This window comes from Brucella anthropi (assembly GCF_046630315.1).
Lineage (GTDB): Bacteria > Pseudomonadota > Alphaproteobacteria > Rhizobiales > Rhizobiaceae > Brucella > Brucella anthropi_A.
Genome location: NZ_LQBD01000001.1, coordinates 68,965 through 85,052 on the forward strand (window position 1 = coordinate 68,965; position 16,088 = coordinate 85,052).

Here is a 16,088-nt window from a genome sequence, read left to right on the forward strand (position 1 = left end):
TGTCGGGAAACCGGGCGGGCTGCACGGAGCGGCCGGGCTGCTTCAATTCCGGCAGGGATGACGGGATCGCTCGATCCGGCAATCGAAGGATGGACAGGCATTGAAGACGGCTATCACGGAAGACAATGTCGCGTCGGGTTCCGGGATCGGGCAGCAGGCCCTTCGCGCGGCGGGCCTGCTGATCCTGCTCGTGCTTGGCTATAGTTTCTGGCGCAACGAGCACTGGCTTATGCTCTGTGCGGGGCTTGCCCTTTTTCTGTTTGGCATGCAGTGCCTGGAGGAGGGCTTGCGCAATCTTGCGGGCAGCGCCCTGGAGCGCATGCTGGCGCGGGGCACCTCGACATCGTGGAAAAGCCTTCTGGTCGGTCTGGTGGGCGCCACGGCCATGCAGTCGAGCACGCTGGTTTCGCTGATGACGATTGCGTTTATCACCACCGGCCTGATCGCGCTTCCCGCCGGCATTGCCATCATCTTCGGCGCCAATCTCGGCTCGGCCACCGGCATATGGCTGCTTGCGCTTGCAGGCCAGAATTTCAGCCTGTCGGCCCTGGCCCTGCCATTGCTGGTGTTCGGCGTCCTGGCGAGTTTCCTCGGGCCGAAGATGAAGGCGCTGGGAAGAATCCTGCTCGGGATCGCTTTCATTTTCCTCGGCATCGACCAGATCAAGCAGGGCTTTTCCGTCGTCACCGAAAATCTCGATCTGGCGCAATATAGCCTCGACGGGTGGCCGGGGCGGCTGTTGTTTGCCGTCGTCGGGCTTGTGCTGACCCTGCTTCTGCAATCGACCCACGCAACGCTCATGCTGACACTGGCCGCGCTCGGTCTTGGTCAGGTCGATCTCTGGCAGGCGGCGGCAATAGCCATTGGCGCCAATGTGGGCAGCAGCATCACGACCGGCATTGCGGGCGCATTGGGCGGCAACCGCAGCGGCCAGCGCCTCGCGCTGGCCCATGTGATCTTCAATATCGTGACGGCTGTGCTGGCGCTTCTGGTCATGGATGTCTTTGTGCGCCTTGCCGTTTTTCTGACCGAGGCGATCGGGCTTGGCGACAACCAGCTTATCATGCTCGCCTTTTTCAACAGCGCATTCAACATTCTGGGCGTTCTCGTTTTCTGGCCGATGCTTCGCCCCTTTACACGATTTCTGGAATATGTCCTGCCGGCCAGACCGGAGCCCCGTGTTCTCATTCCCCATCCCGAGCGCGCCCAGCCCGATGCGAAGCCGCTTGAGGCCCGCTATCTGGACAAATCGGCGCTCAGCACGCTCGATACGGCTGCGGCTGCGGTCGCGCATGAATTGCAGCATCTTGGCCGCCTCAGTATCGAGGTCATCTGCCATGCGCTTTATCTGCCGGTCAGCGAAATCAATCGCGCCAAGCATGACGACGCCGTCATGCGCGCGCGGCCGGATGACGATTATGCGGATGCGGATCTGCTCTACCGCCGCTACATCAAGGGTGTCTATGGCGATATTCTGAGCTTTATCGGCAAGGTGGAACTGCCGGACGATCAGGAGCGGCAGGCATTCTGGATGACCTGCCAGATGGTGGCCTTGCAGCTTGTGGAGATTGTGAAGGACGCCAAACATCTGCAGAAGAATCTGGGCTTCTACCTGCGGCAGGGCGATTCCCCGGTGCGCGATAATTATGTCGAGCTTCGGCGTTATCTCATCACGGTGCTGCACGATGTTCGCGTGTTGAGCCGGGCCGGCGCCGAAAGCGAAAACTGGGAGGCCCGCCAGAAGGAGTTTGCCGACGGGATACATCTGTTCGATGTCGATTTCAGCACGCGGCTTTTCGCCCTGAACCGTGAAGGCCGGATCAGCGGCATGCAATTGAGCTCGCTTCTCAACGATCTGGGCTATGCGAAGCGCATCGCGAAGGGGCTCAACAATCTTCTCGAAATGCGAAAACGCTCCAGTGCGGATACGCTGCAAGACCTTTCCGGCATGTTCGATGAGGACACGCCGCTGGTGATCGCCTGAGCCTGGCAATAGGGCAGGCCGTCCGCCCTGACGCAACTATATCCGCGACCGGCGAGAAACATATTTGCCTTTTTGTCCGCTCCCACTATTCGTAAAGGTCTTGGAGAGGGTAACTGAATGCGCGGAAACAGGAAAAAGGCAACGATCTACGATCTTTCGGTGCTTTCCGGGAGTTCGCCTTCGACTGTCAGCGCGGTGCTGAACGGAACATGGCGCAAAAGGCGTATCAGGCAGGAAACCGCCGAAGCAATTCTCGCACTCGCCGAAAAGCATGATTATACGGCAAATCGTCAGGCGCAGGGCTTGCGGCATTCGCGTTCCGGCCTTGTGGGCCTGCTGCTGCCGCTGCATGACAACCGTTTCTTTTCCGCCATGGCGCAGACCTTCGAGGCGCATGTGCGCGCGCGCGGCCTTTGCCCGGTCGTGGTGAGTGCGAGCCGCGACCCGGAAGAAGAACGCGAAACGGCGGAAACGCTGATTTCCTATTCCATCGACGAGCTTTTCATCTGCGGCGCCACCGATCCCGACAGTCTGCACGCGCTTTGCGAAAGGGCAGCGCTTCCGCATGTGAATATCGATCTGCCCGGTTCAAAAGCGCCATCGGTGACGACGGACAATTTTGCAGGCGGCAGGATGCTGACCCAGGCGATCATCGACCATTTCGGTGACGGGCAGCCCCTGCGTCCGGAAGAGCTTTGCCTGTTCGGCGGGCGCAACGATGAATCGACGCGGCAGCGCATCCGCGCCTTCCATCATGTGAAGCAGGCCGTGTTCGGGGAAGACCCGGAAGGCTGTGTTTTCCACACCGGCTATTCTCCGCCCAACACGCTGCGCGCGCTCGATGATTATCGCCAGCGTCATGGCCGGTTGCCGCGCGGGCTGTTCATCAATTCGTCGATCAATCTGGAAGGGCTTCTGCGCTATATGGTCGAGCATCCCGACGAGACGCTGAGCGATCTCGTGGTGGGGTGCTATGACTACGACCCCTTTGCCTCGTTTCTTTCCTTTCCGGTGATTTCGGTTCTGCAGGATGTCGAGGGCATGATCGCCAAGGCGTTCGATCTGATGGAGCGCCGGGTGACGGAACCCGAATTGCATCTCATCATGCCCAAGCTCATCGCGCCGCGCTCGGCCATACCGGGGCCGCTCGATGCGTTGAAGGATATCAAGTAGATGGGCCGCTTCCGTACCGGTAGAGGTTTGGTCAGGCCGGGCATGGCGCCGCCCGAGCGTGACGCCCGGATGTAACGCCGCATTTCACGCATCAACCATATTGTCATCTGCTGCCCGCATTGAAACGTGTTGACAGCTTTTCAATGCTGGCGCATTATCACCTTGCACAATCGATTGTGCAGTGCTTTCAACCCGCTGAAAGGCGTGATGGAGCGCTACTCCGCCTGATGGGAGATGGCGGCGCAGACAAGTGGAGGCATCGTACAGCGCTGATTTTCGAGAGCGGTTTTCCGATGGAGCAACCGGTCGCGTCGGCGCATTCGAGGCAGAGATTTGCCGGCGGAAATCCCGGACAAGTGCCACAAGAAGATTACGACAATCATCAGGAGGAGTGTCATGAAGGCATTGAAGATGACGGGCGCGCTTGCAGGCGTGCTGATGATGGCCGCCGGTACGGCCCAGGCGGAGGTGAAGGATGCCGTGGTCGGCTTCCTGATGCCGGATCAGGCATCGACCCGTTACGAGGAGCGCGATTATCCGGGCTTCGCCGCCGAGATGAAGAAGATCTGCGAAAGCTGCAAGGTGCTTTATCTCAACGCCGATGGCGATGCGAGCAAGCAGCAGCAGCAGTTCAACTCGGTCATTTCGCAGGGCGCGAAGGTGATCGTGCTCGATGCGGTCGATACGGCGGCGGCGGCCTCGCTGGTCAAGCTTGCCCAGTCGCAGGATATCAAGGTCATCGCCTATGACCGCCCGATCCCGGATGCGACGTCGGATTTCTATGTGTCGTTCGACAATGAGGCCATCGGCAAGTCGATTGCGGAATCGCTGGTCAAGCACCTGAAGGAAAAGGGCGTGCCGGGCGACAAGGGCGGCGTTCTCCAGATCAACGGTTCGCCGACCGATGCCGCGGCCGGTCTCATCAAGAACGGCATTCATGCCGGTCTGAAGGACAGCGGCTACAAGACGCTTGCCGAATATGACACGCCGGAATGGGCGCCGAGCAAGGCCCAGCAATGGGCGAGCGGCCAGATCACCCGCTTTGGCGACCAGATCGTCGGCGTGGTGGCTGCCAATGACGGCACCGCAGGCGGCGCGATTGCGGCGATGAAGGCGGCGGGCGTCGATCCGCTTCCGCCGGTTACCGGCAATGATGCGACGATTGCAGCGCTTCAGCTCATCATTTCGGGCGATCAGTACAACACGATCAACAAGCCGTCTGAAATCGTGGCCGCAGAAGCCGCGCGCGTCGCGGGCCAGCTTCTGAACGGCGAAACCCCGAAGGCCGAAGCCACGCTCTACAACACGCCGTCGAAGCTTTTCGTCCCGGTGGTTGTGACGGCTGAAAACCTGAAGGCGGAGATCATCGACAAGAATGTGGTTCCCGCCGCCACGCTCTGCGTGGACCGTTATGCCGAAGGCTGCAAGAAGCTCGGCATCGCCAACTGAACAGCGACACGCCCGGCCGGTTCGCCCCGGCCGGGCTTCCTGCTGTATGTCAGGGAAAGTGAGATCATGCCCCAAGATCACCCCGAAGATCAAAAAGCGGCTGCGTCGTCGCGGCAGCCGGTGCTGCGCCTGAGCGGCATATCCAAGAATTTCGGCGCCGTTTCAGCGCTGACCGATATCGATCTGGAAGTCTTTCCGGGCGAGGTTGTCGCTCTCGTGGGCGATAACGGCGCGGGAAAGTCCACCCTCATCAAGACGCTGGCCGGCGTCCATCAGCCGACATCCGGCACCATCGAGTTCAACGGCGAGAAGGTGGTGCTTTCCTCGCCCGGCGTGGCGCTCGATCTCGGCATTGCGACGGTCTTTCAGGATCTGGCGCTGTGCGAGAACCTCGATGTCGTCGCCAATATTTTCCTTGGCCGGGAGATGAGCCCATACCGCCTCGACGAGGTGTCGATGGAAATCAAGGCGTGGAAGCTTCTGAACGAATTGTCGGCGCGCATTCCAAGCGTGCGCGAGCCGGTGGCTTCGCTTTCCGGTGGCCAGCGCCAGACGGTTGCGATCTCGCGCTCGCTGCTGCTCGATCCGAAGCTCATCATGCTCGATGAGCCGACGGCGGCGCTGGGCGTCGCGCAGACGGCTGAGGTTCTCGATCTTATCGAGCGTGTGCGTGACCGCGGGCTCGGCGTCCTGATGATCAGCCACAATATGGAGGATGTGCGCGCCGTGGCAGACCGCATCGTCGTGCTGCGGCTTGGCCGCAACAATGGTGTCTTCTACCCGGATTCCTCGAATGAGGAACTGGTCGCCGCCATTACCGGCGCGAGCAGCAATTCCGTTTCCCGCCGCGCCGAACGGCGCCAGGCGCAGCACGAAGCCGGTCAGGCCCATGATCGGGGAGAAGCATAATGAACCAGGCAACCGGAAATACTCCTCTCGACCGCCAGGATACACGCGTGCGCCATGACGAAGGCGTTTCAGGCGCGCTGCGCAATTTCCTTGACCGTGTTCGTTCGGGCGATCTCGGATCGCTGCCGGTCATTGTCGGCCTCGTCATCATCTGGACCGTCTTCCAGACGTTGAACCCGGTCTTTCTGTCCAGCAACAATCTCGTCAATCTGCTGTTCGACTGCTCGACCATCGGCGTGATTTCGCTCGGCATCGTCTGCATCCTGATGCTGGGCGAAATCGACCTCTCGGTCGGTTCGGTCAGCGGTCTGGCGTCGGCCATTGTCGGCGTGCTCTGGGTCAATCACGGCTGGCCTGTCGGGATCGCGATGCTGGCCGCACTTTGCACCGGCGCGCTGATCGGCCTGCTTTACGCCTTTCTCTATAACCGCTTCAGCATGCCAAGCTTCGTTTCCACACTGGCTGGCCTGCTGGCGGCGCTCGGGCTTCAGCTTTATCTGCTCGGCAATACCGGCTCCATCAACCTGCCTTACGGCTCGTGGCTCGTGAGCTTCGGCCAGCTTCTGGTCATGCCGCGCCCGCTTTCCTATGCGTTTGCGCTGATTGCGGGACTTGCCATCTTCCTTACCGGGTTTCGCTCTGCCCAGCGCCGCCGTGAAGCCGGCCTGTCGGCGCCGTCGTCAGCCGGGATCGCGCTCAAGGCCATTGTCATCACGGTCATTGTCGGCGGCGCGGTGTTCTATCTCAACCAGTCGCGCGGCGTGCCGTGGATGTTCGGCCTGTTCGTGGCGCTGGTGATCGCGATGAACTACGCGCTCACCCGCACCAAATGGGGCCGCGCCATGCAGGCGGTCGGCGGCAATCGCGAGGCCGCGCGCCGTGCCGGCATCAATGTGAAATTCATCTATATGGCGGCTTTCATGACCTGCTCCACACTTGCGGCGGCTGGCGGCATCATGGCAGCGGCGCGCCTTGCCTCCTCCAGCCAGCAGGCGGGCACCGGCGACGTCAACCTCAACGCCATCGCCGCAGCCGTCATCGGCGGCACCAGCCTCTTTGGCGGGCGCGGCAGCGCATGGTCGGCCCTGCTCGGCATTATCGTCATCCAGTCGATTGCCAGCGGCTTGACGCTGCTCGATCTGTCGTCCTCGCTTCGCTACATGATCACGGGCGCGGTGCTCGCCATCGCGGTGATCGTCGATTCTCTTGCCCGCCGCTCGCGCCAGTCGCACGGCCGCGCCTAACAAAAAGGGTTCTCCAAATGGCTCAGGATCTCAACGGAAAAGTCGGCGCCGTCACCGGTGCCGCCTCCGGCATCGGCTTTGAATGCGCAAGGCATATGGTCGAAGCAGGCATGACGGTGTTTCTCGTCGATCGGGACGAGAAGGCGCTGGCCGAAAAATGCGCCGGGCTTGGCGACAAGGCAAAGCCGCTGGTCATCGACCTGCTCGATCCGGCATCGGTCGCCACCATGATGCCGCAGATTCTCGGACAGGCGGGCCAGCTCGATGTTTTCCACGCCAATGCCGGGGCCTATATCGGCGGTCCGCTGTGGGAAGGCGATCCGGATGCATGGGACCGCATGCTGAACCTCAATATCAATGCGGCTTTCCGCACCATCCATGCGGTGCTGCCGCATATGATGGAGCGCAAGACCGGCGATATCATCATGACAAGCTCCGTCGCCGGTGTCGTGCCGGTGATATGGGAACCGATCTATACGGCGTCGAAGCACGCCGTTCAGGCCTTTGTCCACACGGTGCGCCGTCAGGTCGCCCCGCATGGTATCCGCGTCGGCGGCGTTCTGCCGGGTCCGGTTGTTACCGCGCTCATCAGCGACTGGCCAAAGGCCAAGCTGGACGAGGCGCTGGCCGCAGGCAGCCTGATGGAGCCGAAGGAAGTGGCGGAATCGGTGATGTTCATGCTGACGCGCCCGCGCAACATCACCATTCGCGATCTGGTCATTCTTCCGCAGAGCCTCGACCTCTAGATGGGAGCGACCATGACCAGCTATTATCTGGGCGTCGATGTCGGCACCGGCAGCGCCCGCGCCGGTCTTTTCGATGCCGGCGGCACCATGCTTGCCGCGGCCAGGCGCGATATCGCCATCTGGCGCGAGGCGGGCAGCATCGTCGAACAGTCGAGCGCCAATATATGGCAGGCCGTGTGCGAGAGCGTGCGCGAAGCGGTCAGGCTTGCAGACGTCGATCCGGCTCACATTGCCGGTATCGGCTATGACGCCACATGCTCGCTGGTGGTGCTGGGCGATGGAGGCAAGCCGCTTGCCGTCGGCCCGTCCAACGATCCCGCGCGTGATATCATCGTGTGGATGGATCATCGCGCAGTCGCTCAGGCCGAGCGCATCAATGCGACGAAGGCCAAGGTTCTCGATTATGTGGGCGGCACCATTTCGCCCGAGATGGAAACGCCCAAACTGCTGTGGCTGAAGGAAAACAAGCCGGAAACCTTCGCCGCCGCCTGGCAGTTTTTCGATCTGACCGATTTTCTCACCTGGAAATCCTGCGGCAGCCTCACTCGCTCCGCCTGCACCGTCACCTGCAAATGGACCTATCTCAGCCATGAAAAGCGCTGGGACGAAGCCTATTTCCGGCAAGTCGGCCTTGGCGAACTGGCGGATGAAAATTTTGTCCGCATCGGCACCGATGTTCGCGCCGGCGGCGAAAAGCTTGGCGGATTGAGCGAACAGGCAGCGATGGAACTGGGGCTGAAGCCCGGCACGGCGATTGCCGCCGGTCTGATCGACGCCCATGCGGGCGGGATTGGAACGGTGGGCGCGCGCGGTTCGGAAGGCCGGATATTGTCGCGCATGGCCTATGTGTTCGGCACGTCGGCCTGCACCATGACCACCACCGAAGAGCCTGTTTTTGTGGATGGCGTCTGGGGTCCGTATTTTTCGGCCATGGTGCCGGGCCTGTGGCTCAACGAGGGCGGACAGTCGGCGGCGGGTGCCGCGATCAATCATCTGATCCACATGCATCCCTTCGCGGCGGAAGCTGAAAGGCAGGCGGTAGCCCAAGGCATGGGCCTGGCCGACAGCCTTGCTGCGGAAGTCGAGGCGAGGGGCGGCGTTGAAAAGACGGCTGCGATCATCGGCGACCTTCATGTCGTGCCGGAATTTCTTGGCAACCGGGCGCCGTTTGCCGATCCCGATGCGCGCGCGATCATTGCCGGGCTCGATCTCGATGCCGGGATCGACAGCCTGACAGCGCTTTATCTGGCCGGGCTGTGCGGGCTTGGCTATGGCGCGCGGCAGATCGTGGAGGCGCAGACGGCAAAGGGCATCGAAACCGATACGATCGTGGTTTCCGGCGGGGCGGCGCGTTCCAATCTCGTGCGGCAGGTGCTTGCAGACACGACGGGCCTCGTCATCGCCGCCTCCACATCGCCGGAGCCGGTTCTGCTCGGTTCGGCCATGCTGGGCGCGGTGGCGTCTGGCGCTTATCCCGATCTTGCCGCCGCCATGCACGCCATGTCGGAACTGGGTGCGGTGAACAGGCCGGATGCCGAACGCGCCAGATGGCACGACAGGCGTTTCGAGGCGTTCACGCTATTGCAGGCAACCGCCCGCAAAATCCGCACGCTTTAACAAAAAGCCGCATCGTCTTCGGGCGGTGCGGTATGTGTGTCATATCCTCACGAGGCCGGAGCGCTTCAACAGCCCCATCAGAACCAGTGGCAGGAGTGTGGTGATGAGGATGGCGATGAATGCCATGGCCATGCCGAGGCCGACCGACCCCTGTTCGAACTGACGCCAGATGAAGATCGATATGGTCTGCATGCCAACCGGCGCGACCAGTATCGATGCGACGAGTTCACGCGAGGCGACCGCAAAGACGAGCAGCATGGCGGTTATGAGGCTCGGCGCGATCAATGGCAGCATGATGCGGCGAAAAGCCGTAAAACTGTTCGCTCCACAGACCCGCGCCGCGGCCTCCAGATTGTCGCCGATCTGGTGAAAGGCCGCCGAAGCATAGCGGATCGGCTGCGGCAGGAGAATGCAGCAATAGGCAAGCAGCAGGATCAGCGGTGTGTTGTAGGGCGAGACGGGAAGGGCAGGCTGGTTCCATGCCAGAATGAGACCAACCGCGACAACGACGCCAGGCAGGGCATTCGGCAGGACGGTCAGCAGGTCGAGCCAGAAGCGCCCGCGAAAGCGCATCTTCACCACGGCATAGGCAGCAATCGCGCCGAGCAGTCCGGTCAGCAGAGCGCTTGCAACGCCAAGCGACAGACTGTTGACGAGCGCACGCATACCGCCCGCGCTGTTTTCGGCAATGGCGGCAAAATTATCGAAGCCGAGATTCGACGCTACCAGCCCGCCGGACACCGTTTTCGAAAGAGCAGTCGCCAGAATGGCCAGAAGGGGTACGCCGGTCGCGGCAAAGGCGACGAGGGCAAAGAGGGCCACCACTGGAACGGTGAGCGTTCCGAGCGGGCGCTTGTCCTTTGCCTGCGGTTTGCCGCCGGTCGTCACATAGGAGCGGCGCGTCAGTATCCAGCGCTGCACCAGAAAAGCTGTCAGAGACAGGCAGACGAGTGCTAGCGAAAAGACAGCAGCACCCGCAAGGTCGATGGGCCAGTCGGAAATGCGCAGATCGATCTCCGTCACCAGAACGTCAAAGCCGGAACGGCGTCCAAGGGCGGCAGGTGTGCCATATTCTTCGATGGCTGCTGCGAAAACCAGAAGAAGGCTTGCCGCAAGTCCCGGTGTCGCCAGCGGCAGGGTGATGCGGAAGAAGGCGCGCGATGGCGAAGCCCCGAACACGCGACCGACATCGGAATAGCGCGCACCGACCGCTTCAATCGTGCGTGACACTGCAAAATAGACGAGGGGGAACGTGTTCAGCGCCATGACAAAGCTCATGCCTGCGACCGAGAACAGGAATGGAGCCAGATCGAAACCCGCAAGTTGTTCAAGATAGCCCCGTGGCTGTAGGGTCATGATCCAGCCGAGCGTGGCGATATAAGGCGGGATCATGAAAGGCACGAGCATCAGCATGTCCCATAATACAGCGAAAGGCACCCTGTAGAGCGCCCGAAAGACCGCAAGCGGAACGGCGATGAGAGCGGAAAGCACCACCACCGAAAGCCCGAGCAGCACAGTATTGCCGCTCATGCGCAAAAGCTTGGGGTCTTCAAACAAGGCGGGGAGATGCAGGAAAGGCTCGGTCAGTGAGCCTCTCCCCAGTTGCGGAAAGACAGCCTGAAGAACGATGAAGACAAACGGCACCGCGACGATGAATGCGAGCCCGGCAACCGCAACGAACCCGAGCGGATTGCGAGCCGCCGTACTGCCTGTCGTCATGTCTGTCTGCCCCTCAAATATTAGTTGCTGGCTGCGAAGGCGGCGCTAAATTCCTTCAGCGTCTCGTCGCGCTTGCCGTAGACTTCCTTCGCGTCGATCGGCAGGATTTTCAGATCGCCGATCAGCGGGCGATTGGCCGGGATGTCCGTGCGCGAAGGCATCAGATAGGTGTCGGCAACTATTTTCTGGCCTTCATCGGACAGCATGTAGTCGATGAACTGCTTGGCCTCATCCTGGTTCTTCGACCATTTGAGGATCATGGCCGGGCGTGGTGCGATCACGGTGCCGGATGCCGGGAAAATGACGTCGATGGATTCACCCTTTGCCTTGCCGGCAAGCGAGATGTAATCGACGGCACCGAACACAGCGGCCTTCGCGCCCTGAAGGACGGGGTTCAATGCTTCCGCATTGGCACCAGCGACAGTCGCACCGTTTTCATGCAGATTCTTGAACAGGTCCCAGCCCTGCTGGGCTTGAAGGGCGGCAACAAGCTCGAAGGTTGCACCCGACTGTGCGGGGTCCGGCAGATTGACCAGATCCTTGTATTCGGGCTTGGCGAGATCGGCCCACTCGGCAGGCTTTGGCGTCTTGCTGGCCGGATTCCACGCGATGCCGAGGGCGGAAACGCCCTGCGCGACAGCGGTTTCATTCTTGAGGAAATCCGGCACTTTCTCGGCGTTCGGGCTGGTATAGGCGACCAGCCAGTCACGCTTGGCAAAGTCGGTTGCCGTGTCCCACGATGCCGAGATCAGAACATCGACAACCGGATTGGCGGCTTCCGCCTCGATGCGTGCCATGACCTTGCCGGTCGTTGCCTGAAAGACGTTGACCTTTGCGCCGGTCCTGGAGGTAAAGCCTGCGGCAAGCTTTTCGATCAGGCTGCCGGGCCCTGCCGAATAGACCGTTATGTCGGCATGGGCTGCCGTGCCGGCGAGCAGAGCGGTGACAAGCGCAAGCCCCGCGCCGAGAATGGATTTGTTCATCTGTGCCTCCTGAGATCTTGCCTGATGAGATGGCTTTATTTCGAGAACCAGCGCAGCTGGCTGGCATCGACCGAAAGGCCGACCGGTATGCCGGGTGAAAGGCGGATGCGGTCGAGATAGGTCAGTTCGTGGCCATCCTGCTTTGAGCCGATGCGTACTGTGGTCAGATGACCGTCACCGCGAAACTGCGAACGCAGGACCGTTGCGGGAATTGCAGTTTCGCTGACGGGAGCGCTGCGAACCGAACGCGACGGCAACAGTACATGCGTTGCCTTTTCGCTGATGGAGCTGTGGGCGATGTGGATTTCGGTCCGTGCAATTCGATAGGCATTGTCGCGCTGTTCGACCGGCACGACGCAGCCGAGCCGCAGAAAATCTGCAACTTCCAGCGTCGCTGGTTCGGCAACGAGGGCTTCGGGCGCGGCGAGCTGTTCGATCACCCCTGCGCGCATGACAGCCACCTGATCGGCAAGCGAAAAGGCTTCGCTCTGGTCATGCGTGACATAAATCGCGGTCAGGCCAAGATTGGCGACAAGCTGACCGATCTCGATGACCATGTTCTCGCGCAGTTCGCGGTCGAGATTGGAAAGCGGCTCGTCGAACAGGACAAGCCCCGGTTCGGCAACGATGGCGCGGGCAATGGCAACGCGCTGCTGCTGGCCACCCGACATGTCACTGATGGCGCGTTCGCCGAACCCGGAGAGGCCAACGCGATCAAGCGCCGAGGCAACGCGCTTTTCGCGCTCAGCGCGGCCAATCCCGCGCATCTCAAGTGGAAAGGATACATTGTCGAAAACAGTCATATGCGGCCAGAGCGCATAATCCTGAAACACCATGCCGAGATGGCGCTTTTCTGGCGGGACGAAAGTGCCCGTCGCGGCATCTGCAACGGTGATGCCATTGATCGTGATCGCCCCCCTGGTCGGGGCGAGAAGACCAGCTACGAGACGAAGCAAGGTGGTCTTGCCGCAACCGGATGGTCCGAGCAGGGCGAGCGTCTGTCCTCGCGGCAGTGAAAGATCGATATTTTTCAGTATCGTGGTCGGACCGTAGGCAAGATTCAGCCTCTCCGCCCGAACGGCGATATCCGCTTTTATATTAGAGGAGTGTAACATTTTCCCGCAATCCAAATGACTTGGGAGCTTTTATTCGGATTGCGTGACAGTTGGATGACGTTGCGGGGCGTCCTGCCTGCTGTGGGGAACCAATCGCCCGGGCATCGGTTTTTCTCTTCATGCGAAAAGGAAGGGAAGACGATGAGAATTGGAAAACTCGCCCTCGGCCTGACGGGATTGGCAGTGGGATACGCGTTGACACGGGCAAGTTCGCCGCAAATTCCACAGGGTATCGTGCCGGTAAAACCCTTCGATCTCACGCGCTATATGGGCAAATGGTACGAGGTCGCGCGGCTTGAAAACCGCTTTGAGCGCGGTTTGACGCGAACGGCGGCGGAATATTCATTAAACTCCGATCAAACCGTTAAAGTGGTCAATCGCGGTTTCGATCCATGGAAAGGGCGTTGGACGCAAGCCACGGGAACAGCCCGCTTTGTTCGATCTCCCGACGAAGGTGCGTTGAAAGTTTCCTTCTTCGGGCCGTTCTATGGCGGCTACAATATCGTTGATATCGACGAAGGGGGCTATCGGTGGTCGATTGTTGTCGGTTCTACGCGCAGTTACTTCTGGGTGCTGTCGCGCGAGCCGGAAGCAAGCCAAGAGTTGAAGGCGCGCGCAGTCGCGCAGGCGCTGCTGCTTGGGATCAATCCGGGTGCCCTTCTCTGGGTGCCACAGTAAATGCCCAGCAAAAGGCCCGCCGAAGCGGGCCTTTCAGCTTTTATGCTCCGTAAGGCACCCAGATATTCTTCACCTGAATGGCCCGGCGCAGATAATCACGGCCCTGTCCGTCGGCCTTGTTAAGCCAGTTGGGGACACGGCCATTGCCGACCCAGGTGGCCTTGAGATTGCCGGCCGATGCCTTCTCGACCATCGCGCTGCCCTCGCGTGAGCCGAAATACCAGATCGCAGCAACATCGTCGTGTTCGGCAAGCGTCTTCGTCAGAAGGTCGCGTTCACCGGTGACGATATTGACCACGCCGCCCGGCACATCGGATGTGTCGAGTACCTGATAGAAATCGCCAGCGATCAACGGATGGCGGCTCGACGGCACCACGACCGTCCGGTTTCCCATCGCAATGGCTGGAAGCACCAGCGAAACGAGCGAGAGAAGCGGCGCTTCATCAGGGCAGACGATACCCATCACGCCCCATGGTTCGTTCATCGCCAGTGTCACATGGCGCGACTTGGTGGAGTGCACCGCACCGTCGAACTTGTCGGCCTGCGCCGCGTAATAGAATATACGGTGCAGTGTAGTTTCAAATTCCTCTTCCGCTTTCTTTTCGGTGATGCCGGTACTTTCGATCAGCCGTGCCACGAAATCCGTGCGGCGCGCATCGAGGTTTTCGCCAAGATAATAGAGCACCTGCGCCCGGTTATGCGCTGTCGCTGCACCCCAGCTTCCGGCCTTGTTTGCCGCTTCCACGGCGTTGCGGATGTCCTTCCGGTTGCCGATGCCAGCCTGGCCAATCACCGCACCGCCCTTGCCGATGACCGAATAGCTGTGGCCGCCATCCGGGCGCGCCTGCTTGCCGCCGATATAGTTCTTCATTGTCCGGTCGATGCCGTCGATGGCGATCTTGTCATCGCCGGAGGGCGAGGCCGATGGCACGAAGGCTTCCGCAACCTTGGTCGAGGAAAGCGCTTTTTCCCAATCGGAGACGAGATATTCGTACATGCCTTCGCGTGCGCCCTCGCGACCGAAACCGCTTTCGCGATAGCCGCCGAAACCTGCGCCCGCATCCAGCATATTGGTGCAGTTGATCCAGACGACACCGGCTTTCACCCGCGCTGCAAGATCGAGCGCGACATTGATGTTTTCGGACCAGATCGACGCGGCCAGCCCGTAGCGCGTATTGTTGGCGAGCGAGACAGCTTCGTCGGGGGTGCGGAAGGTGGTCGCCGCCGCAATCGGTCCGAAGATTTCCACCTGACAGACAGTTGAGGCCTGATCCACCCCGGTGAAGAAGCCGGGCGCAATATAATTGCCCTTGGCGGGCAACGGGTTCGGCGACTGCCACAGTTCGCCGCCTTCCTCGATGCCCTTCCGGACCAGATCGGAGATACGCTTCACCTGACCGGGTGAAACGATGGCGCCAACATCGGTGGATTTGTCGAGCGGGTCGCCGACGCGCAGTGTTTCCAACCGCCTTTTAAGCTTGGTATAGAAACGGTCGGCAATGCCTTCCTGCACCAGAAGGCGCGACCCGGCGCAGCAAACTTCGCCCTGATTGAACCAGATGGCATCGACGACGCCCTCGACTGCGGCATCGAGATCGGCGTCTTCAAACACGATGAAGGGCGATTTTCCACCCAGTTCCAGCGACAGCTTTTTGCCCGATCCGGCGATCTGTTCGCGGATAACACGGCCAACCTGTGTCGAACCGGTGAAGGCAACCTTGTCCACGCCGTCATGGCCGCAGATTTCCGCGCCGGTGGTGCCATCGCCCTGCACGATGTTGACGACACCGGCGGGCAGGCCGACCTCATGGCAGATTTCGGCAAAGGCAATGGCCGAAAGCGGCGTCAGATCTGCAGGCTTCAGCACCACCGTGTTACCGGCGGCAAGTGCTGGCGCGATTTTCCAGGCAAGCATGAGAAGCGGAAAGTTCCATGGGATCACCTGACCGCAGACGCCGACCGGCGAAAAGCCCTTGAACTCATCTTCCACCATCTCGGCCCAGCCTGCATGATGGTAGAAATGGCGGGCGGCGAGCGGAATGTCTATGTCGCGGGTTTCGCGGATCGGCTTGCCGTTGTCCATGGTTTCCAGCACGGCCAGAAAGCGCTCGCGCTTCTGGATGTGGCGGGCGATGGCATAGAGATATTTGGCGCGCTCATAGCCGGAGAGTTTCGACCATTTGCCGAAAGCCGCGCGCGCGGCTTTCACGGCCTGATCGACATCTTCCGCATTGCCGCAGATGATTTCCGCGAGCTTGTCGCCGCTGGCCGGATTGGCGACAGGGATCGCCTTGCGACCTTCCGGTTTGACGAATGCACCGTTGATATAGTGGCCGAAAGAGCGGTCATGCTGTTCCAGCCACAGGTTCACATCGCCGTTTGCTTCGGGGGAAGGTCCGTATTCCATGGTCTTGAGAATGTCCTTGATGGGTCGCATTCTGAAAATCCTCTAAGCATTTGCAGCCAAATGG

12 protein-coding genes are annotated in these 16,088 nt (G+C 60.7%); 8 read left to right on the forward strand and 4 right to left on the reverse strand.

Annotated features, from left to right (window positions below; all coding sequences use genetic code 11):
- The first annotated feature begins 100 nt into the window (after positions 1-100).
- From AVM02_RS00295 to AVM02_RS00325, 7 genes are all read left to right on the forward strand, one after another.
- Entirely contained in the window at positions 101-1,984 is a 1,884-nt protein-coding gene (locus tag AVM02_RS00295) for a Na/Pi cotransporter family protein (RefSeq protein WP_411505025.1), read from the forward strand.
- A gap of 117 nt (positions 1,985-2,101) precedes the next feature.
- Positions 2,102-3,157: a substrate-binding domain-containing protein gene (locus AVM02_RS00300; RefSeq protein ID WP_411505026.1), complete on the forward strand. Its 1,056-nt coding sequence runs from the start codon at positions 2,102-2,104 to the stop codon at positions 3,155-3,157.
- Positions 3,158-3,553: 396 nt separating this feature from the next.
- A complete protein-coding gene (locus AVM02_RS00305; protein ID WP_411505027.1) occupies positions 3,554-4,606 on the forward strand; it encodes a sugar ABC transporter substrate-binding protein in 1,053 nt (350 codons plus the stop codon).
- A gap of 66 nt (positions 4,607-4,672) precedes the next feature.
- Positions 4,673-5,515 (forward strand): ATP-binding cassette domain-containing protein, encoded by an 843-nt coding sequence (locus tag AVM02_RS00310; RefSeq protein WP_411505028.1) that lies wholly within the window; start codon positions 4,673-4,675, stop codon positions 5,513-5,515.
- Entirely contained in the window at positions 5,515-6,759 is a 1,245-nt protein-coding gene (locus tag AVM02_RS00315; protein WP_411505029.1) for a sugar ABC transporter permease, read from the forward strand. The genes AVM02_RS00310 and AVM02_RS00315 overlap by 1 nt, the downstream gene beginning before the upstream one ends.
- 17 nt (positions 6,760-6,776) lie before the next feature.
- On the forward strand, positions 6,777-7,505 hold the full coding sequence (locus AVM02_RS00320) for an SDR family oxidoreductase (protein WP_411505030.1): 729 nt from the start codon (positions 6,777-6,779) through the stop codon (positions 7,503-7,505).
- Between the two features lie 12 nt (positions 7,506-7,517).
- The gene (locus AVM02_RS00325) at positions 7,518-9,122 is read left to right on the forward strand and encodes an FGGY-family carbohydrate kinase (RefSeq protein WP_411505031.1); all 1,605 of its coding nucleotides are present in this window, start codon (positions 7,518-7,520) and stop codon (positions 9,120-9,122) included.
- Between the two features lie 39 nt (positions 9,123-9,161).
- Here the strand turns inward: AVM02_RS00325 and AVM02_RS00330 are convergent, their stop codons facing one another.
- From AVM02_RS00330 to AVM02_RS00340, 3 genes are read right to left on the reverse strand one after another with little or no spacing between them, the layout of a single operon-like run.
- Positions 9,162-10,841 (reverse strand): ABC transporter permease, encoded by a 1,680-nt coding sequence (locus AVM02_RS00330; protein ID WP_411505032.1) that lies wholly within the window; start codon positions 10,839-10,841, stop codon positions 9,162-9,164.
- 20 nt (positions 10,842-10,861) lie between these two features.
- Entirely contained in the window at positions 10,862-11,824 is a 963-nt protein-coding gene (locus AVM02_RS00335; RefSeq protein ID WP_411505033.1) for an ABC transporter substrate-binding protein, read from the reverse strand.
- A 35-nt stretch (positions 11,825-11,859) separates the two neighbouring features.
- Positions 11,860-12,939, reverse strand: coding sequence for an ABC transporter ATP-binding protein (locus AVM02_RS00340; RefSeq protein ID WP_411505034.1), 1,080 nt, complete (start codon positions 12,937-12,939; stop codon positions 11,860-11,862).
- A 39-nt stretch (positions 12,940-12,978) separates the two neighbouring features.
- Here AVM02_RS00340 and AVM02_RS00345 point away from each other — a divergent pair, with 39 nt between their 5' ends.
- Positions 12,979-13,617 carry a lipocalin family protein gene (locus AVM02_RS00345; protein WP_411505035.1) on the forward strand — a complete coding sequence of 213 codons (639 nt, stop codon included), beginning with the start codon at positions 12,979-12,981 and terminating at the stop codon, positions 13,615-13,617.
- A gap of 40 nt (positions 13,618-13,657) precedes the next feature.
- Here AVM02_RS00345 and AVM02_RS00350 read toward each other — a convergent pair whose 3' ends face one another.
- Positions 13,658-16,054, reverse strand: coding sequence for an aldehyde dehydrogenase family protein (locus tag AVM02_RS00350; protein ID WP_411505036.1), 2,397 nt, complete (start codon positions 16,052-16,054; stop codon positions 13,658-13,660).
- Between the last annotated feature and the right edge of the window lie 34 nt (positions 16,055-16,088).

Coding starts and splice junctions, on each gene's coding strand:
- AVM02_RS00315 (WP_411505029.1), top strand. CDS start 5,515: ATGAACCAGGCAACCGGAAATACTCCTCTCGACCGCCAGGATACACGC.
- AVM02_RS00330 (WP_411505032.1), bottom strand. CDS start 10,841: ATGACGACAGGCAGTACGGCGGCTCGCAATCCGCTCGGGTTCGTTGCG.
- AVM02_RS00325 (WP_411505031.1), top strand. CDS start 7,518: ATGACCAGCTATTATCTGGGCGTCGATGTCGGCACCGGCAGCGCCCGC.
- AVM02_RS00350 (WP_411505036.1), bottom strand. CDS start 16,054: ATGCGACCCATCAAGGACATTCTCAAGACCATGGAATACGGACCTTCC.
- AVM02_RS00340 (WP_411505034.1), bottom strand. CDS start 12,939: ATGTTACACTCCTCTAATATAAAAGCGGATATCGCCGTTCGGGCGGAG.
- AVM02_RS00310 (WP_411505028.1), top strand. CDS start 4,673: ATGCCCCAAGATCACCCCGAAGATCAAAAAGCGGCTGCGTCGTCGCGG.
- AVM02_RS00305 (WP_411505027.1), top strand. CDS start 3,554: ATGAAGGCATTGAAGATGACGGGCGCGCTTGCAGGCGTGCTGATGATG.
- AVM02_RS00335 (WP_411505033.1), bottom strand. CDS start 11,824: ATGAACAAATCCATTCTCGGCGCGGGGCTTGCGCTTGTCACCGCTCTG.
- AVM02_RS00300 (WP_411505026.1), top strand. CDS start 2,102: ATGCGCGGAAACAGGAAAAAGGCAACGATCTACGATCTTTCGGTGCTT.
- AVM02_RS00320 (WP_411505030.1), top strand. CDS start 6,777: ATGGCTCAGGATCTCAACGGAAAAGTCGGCGCCGTCACCGGTGCCGCC.